The sequence below is a fragment of the Acaryochloris sp. IP29b_bin.148 genome, from assembly GCF_028285565.1.
Lineage (GTDB): Bacteria > Cyanobacteriota > Cyanobacteriia > Thermosynechococcales > Thermosynechococcaceae > Acaryochloris.
In genome coordinates this window covers 1-4,371 of the sequence record NZ_JANQOY010000236.1, presented here as the reverse complement: position 1 = coordinate 4,371, position 4,371 = coordinate 1, and the positions used below count along the sequence as shown (strand labels likewise).

General features: G+C 47.5%; 6 protein-coding genes. 4 read left to right on the top strand and 2 right to left on the bottom strand.

Going from position 1 to position 4,371, the window contains the following annotated elements:
• Positions 1-16 precede the first annotated feature (16 nt).
• From Q0986_RS21265 to Q0986_RS21250, 4 genes are all read left to right on the top strand, one after another.
• Positions 17-418: a PH domain-containing protein gene (locus Q0986_RS21265; protein ID WP_299415513.1), complete on the top strand. Its 402-nt coding sequence runs from the start codon at positions 17-19 to the stop codon at positions 416-418.
• Positions 419-665: 247 nt separating this feature from the next.
• On the top strand, positions 666-1,871 hold the full coding sequence (gene yidC / locus Q0986_RS21260; protein ID WP_299415508.1) for a membrane protein insertase YidC: 1,206 nt from the start codon (positions 666-668) through the stop codon (positions 1,869-1,871).
• Positions 1,872-1,876: 5 nt separating this feature from the next.
• Positions 1,877-2,404, top strand: coding sequence for a R3H domain-containing nucleic acid-binding protein (locus tag Q0986_RS21255; RefSeq protein WP_299415505.1), 528 nt, complete (start codon positions 1,877-1,879; stop codon positions 2,402-2,404).
• 31 nt (positions 2,405-2,435) lie between these two features.
• Positions 2,436-2,939, top strand: a complete 504-nt coding sequence (locus Q0986_RS21250) for a YceD family protein (protein ID WP_299415502.1) — start codon at positions 2,436-2,438, stop codon at positions 2,937-2,939.
• On the opposite strand, the gene Q0986_RS21245 is transcribed toward Q0986_RS21250, so the two are convergent.
• Positions 2,936-3,406: a molybdenum cofactor biosynthesis protein MoaE gene (locus Q0986_RS21245; RefSeq protein ID WP_299415497.1), complete on the bottom strand. Its 471-nt coding sequence runs from the start codon at positions 3,404-3,406 to the stop codon at positions 2,936-2,938. The two genes, Q0986_RS21250 and Q0986_RS21245, sit on opposite strands and share 4 nt — an antisense overlap.
• 49 nt (positions 3,407-3,455) lie before the next feature.
• On the bottom strand, positions 3,456-4,184 hold the full coding sequence (gene lipB / locus Q0986_RS21240) for a lipoyl(octanoyl) transferase LipB (protein WP_366918651.1): 729 nt from the start codon (positions 4,182-4,184) through the stop codon (positions 3,456-3,458).
• Positions 4,185-4,371: the final 187 nt, after the last annotated feature.

The window sequence follows — 4,371 nt, the reverse complement described above, 5'->3', positions numbered from 1 at the left end:
GACGCGGAGATCCTAAATGGGTATTAAGGAGGAGGTCTACTTTGAAGGGGGACCTCATATTGGTGATTTAATCTTAAATTCTTTCTTAGCTTTAACGATATTTTTTATTCCTCTGACCATTGGTGCGTTGGTGAGAGCAATTTGGTTACGGTTTCGAATTACAAACCGACGGGTCACGGTTAATGGGGGCTGGTTTGGTCGTAGCCGTACAGACTTGGTCTACTCCGAAATTTCGGAAGTCTCTGTGATTCCCAGAGGATTGGGATTCTGGGGAGATATGTTGATTATTTTAAAAGACGGCAGCCGCATTGAATTAAAGTCTTTGCCAAAATTCCGAGAAATTGCCGCCTATATTGAAGAGAAAGTAGAAGCGAAATCTCAAGCAAAAGCCACTGTTGCCAGCGGCTCTGCCTCTTAAGGCTTGGGGTTGAGTGACCTGAGTAATTCAACATTTGGTGCTCAGGTGAGTATGATGGAAAGGATTGTCTCAGTTTGTGCTCAATCTTAAAATAGTATTGGAATTGGCTGGCTATTTGCCCACAGTATGCATTACCAGTAGAATCATGCTTGTTAAGGGTAGAAGCTCTCAAGATTTTCTGGAACAGTGAGAGATTCAGTCAACTCAGTATTTTGCTAATTTCCGCACTTAGGTCGGCTATACACGAATGAACTTTATTGGATTTATCTCGGACAACATTATGTTGCCGATCCTGGACTTTTTCTACGGGATCGTGCCCAGTTATGGATTGGCCATCGTTGCCCTAACGTTGGTGATTCGCTCTGTTTTGTATCCGGTAAGTGCAGGCCAAATTCGCAATATGCGGCGAATGAAAGTCTCACAGCCCGTGATGCAGAAGCGCCAAAAGGAGCTGCAAGAGCGCTACAAAGATGATCCAGCGAAGTTGCAAGAGGAGCAAACCAAGCTATTTAAAGAGTTTGGTAATCCTCTAGCCGGGTGTTTCCCGCTGTTAATTCAAATGCCGATTCTATTTGCGCTGTTTGCAACCTTGAGAGGATCGCCCTTTGCGAACGTTAACTATTCGGTGAACTTGAAAATTCTGCCTCAGGATAAGATTGCAGAAGTTCAGTCTGAACCGTTTACAACGAAGTCACAGAACATTTTTGTGGCTGAAAAAACCCACTACCCAGTGGTGGGTATTGTGCCATCGGGTAAGGAATTAGGCGTCGGACAGTCCACGGATTTCCAATTCCAGACGATTGAGGGTAAGCCCCTCCAAGATATTATTCCTGAGTCTGAAGTAGATGATGTGGTTCCCACCTGGAAGGTGATGAAGGGTGAAGATCGGGTCAGTATTGATGAAAAAGGCCATATTGTGGCTTTGCAACCCGGAGATGTGACGATTCAGGGAACCCTGACAGGCCTTGCGGCTGAAAAAGGCTTCCTGTTTATTAAAGCCTTAGGTCGAGTGGGTGCGGTTGAAGGTGAAATCTTCACAACCACGGATGAAGGGGCTCAATTTAATGCGGATGCCATTCACTGGGATATTCTGATCATGGTGCTGGGATTTGGTGTTTCTCTATACGTCAACCAGTTATTGTCGGGACAAGGCGGTAATTCTGGATCGCAGCAGCAGGCGATGAATAAATACATGCCGGTGATGTTTTCAGGAATGTTTTTGTTTTTCCCCTTGCCAGCAGGCGTGCTGCTCTACATGTTGCTAGCCAATATTTTTCAGACTGTTCAAAGCTATTTCTTATCGAAAGAACCATTGCCTGAGAATCTGCAAAAAATTGTGGATGAACAGGAGCGCAAGAAAGCCAGAGAAGAACGAAAAGTGGTTGCTGAAGAGGGAGAGCGGGGTGCGCTACCCTTTGAACCGGAGTATTCTAAAAAGAAAGCATCGAGTTGACGCCCATGAGTGAGTCAAATGTTCAGCAAGGCCAAGAATGGCTGTCTAATTTACTGGGCCATTTGGGCATAGAAACCTCGGTTGGTGGTGACAAGCCAGAGATTGCCCAGACAAAATTTAAGGATTTTGGAGGGTTTTGGCTGACGATTGATGATAGTGGATTGTCGCCTGAGCAAGTTGACTTACTGATTGGCAGCAATGGTCGGATGTTGGATGCGATTCAATATCTGATCAACTCCACCTTGAATGTTGGCAAAGATAAGGAGGCACGAACCGCCTATACGATTGAAATGGCTGATTTTCGGGTCAATCGTTATGACGAATTAGCGGTACTGGCGGATCAGGCAGCTCAATCGGTGCGAGAAACGGGGCAGGAATATGTGATGCCTCCTATTAACTCAGCAGAACGGCGGTTGGTGCATACGATTTTATTTGATGAGTCGGACTTGGAGACCTTTAGTCGTGGCCAAGAACCAGACCGCCGTTTGGTGGTAACGCTGGCGACGGGTGATGAGGCATCTGAGGACGAGTAGGTCAGTAAGGGATGGAGAAAGAGTCTCAGCAATGGACAAGGTTTACATCCCTGACATCGAAAATGCGCCCCAGCAAACAATTGTTTTAGATGTTGAGGAGTTTTTGCCTGAGCTGGATTCACTGACGGCGGTGCAAGGGCAAGTCACGCTTGTTCATCAGGGCAACTATTTACAAGTCAGCAGCCAGGCAAAAACGATTGTGACGCTGAATTGCGATCGCTGTTTGCAGCAATATAATCATCGGCTGATGGTAGATGCCTCAGAGATGATTTGGTTATCGGCTGATGTCCCGGCAGATGAGCCTGGCTTAGAAATTGAAGTAACCCTCAATGACCCGGTAGAAACGCTATCTCCCCGAGGATATTTTAGTCCTGAGGATTGGCTATATCAGCAGCTGAGTTTGCAACTGCCCCATCGACAGCTTTGTGATCAAGATTGTGAAGGGTTGTTGAAAGAAGCTGAAAAAATTGAGCAGCCCGTGGATCGGCGTTGGGCCGCTTTAGAGTCTTTGAAAGAACAAATGCAGGGAAACTAGGCGTCTTCTTGTTCGCAAGCCCCAATATTGACCCAGCTACTGGAACCATCGGCCCAGTGCTCTTTCTTCCAGATCGGGGCATTGTGCTTGAGGGTGTCGATGGCGTACTGACAGGCGGCAAAGGCTTCGGCCCGGTGGGGGCAGCCAATGGCGACGAGGACGCTGATCTCGCTAATTTTCAGATGACCAGTGCGGTGATGGATGGCAACCCGGTTGACCTCTGGCCAGCGTTGACGAATGTCCTGGGCAATGCTCTGGAAGACTTTTAGGGCCATCGGTTCATAGGCTTGATATTCCAGAGAGAGTACTGCTTTACCGTCTGTTTGATCGCGAACAGTACCACTCATGACCACCACAGCACCGTTATGGGGGTGATCGGCGAGGCGGTATAGTTCCTCTACGGTCAGCGGAGCAAAGGTAATCAGAAAGTGATCGTCGGTGGCGATGGAGGCGACAGAAGAAGTCATAGCGGAAGAAGGGCACTGCTCTTCTATCATGACGGATTATCCTGATGAATTAATCAGGGGATGGAGCATGACTGGTAAAAGGCGCTGGACTGTCTCGTATGAGATCTAGATGAAAGACTTGGGCAAATTGATCGAGCAGAGTGGTGGTGACCTCAGCACTATCTAAATTAGGAATAAACTGCTCTAAACTGCCGACGGCTCGATTTTGGATACCGCACGGAACAATCTGCTCAAAGCCAGACAGATCAGGGTTGATATTGAGGGAAAAGCCATGCATGGTAATCCAGCGACTAACCTTAATACCGATGGCCGCGACTTTGCACTGGTCTAGCCAGACGCCTGTAAGCCCTGGAATGCGTTCTGCTTCTAGTTCATAAATGCCCAGGGTACGGATGATGACTTCTTCCAGCTGCCGTAGATACCAATGCAAATCAGTTTGATGGTGTTTGAGATTGAGAATGGGGTAGCCCACTAGCTGGCCGGGACAGTGATAGGTGACTTCTCCGCCCCGTTCAATCCGGTGTAGGGCATGGCCTGATTGGTTGGGATTGAATTTAAGAAAGTCTAAACTTGCACCCTGCCCCAACGTGTAAACGGGTGGATGCTCTAGCAGGATTAATGTATCGGGAAGTTGAGGATTGTAAATGCGATCGCGCACCAGTTGCCGCTGCCAATCCCACGCTTTTGAGTAGTCCACCAGACCCATTTGATAGAGCCAACAGGGACGGTTGGGAAAAGAATTGTCAGACTCTCTAGCCGATTTGTGAAATGAAATCAAGAGTATTTCCGAGTAATCCTATCGCGGTAGCATTTAAGAATTATCACAGGATGCAAAGCAACTTAAAGACAGGGTAGAACAGCCCCCTCTTCCAGAAAACAAAGTGTTAGGGTGAGGTTAACACTGACATTAGGGGAGGCAACCCTATGAAGCTTGTTATTCACGGCAAGAATATTGAGATCACCGA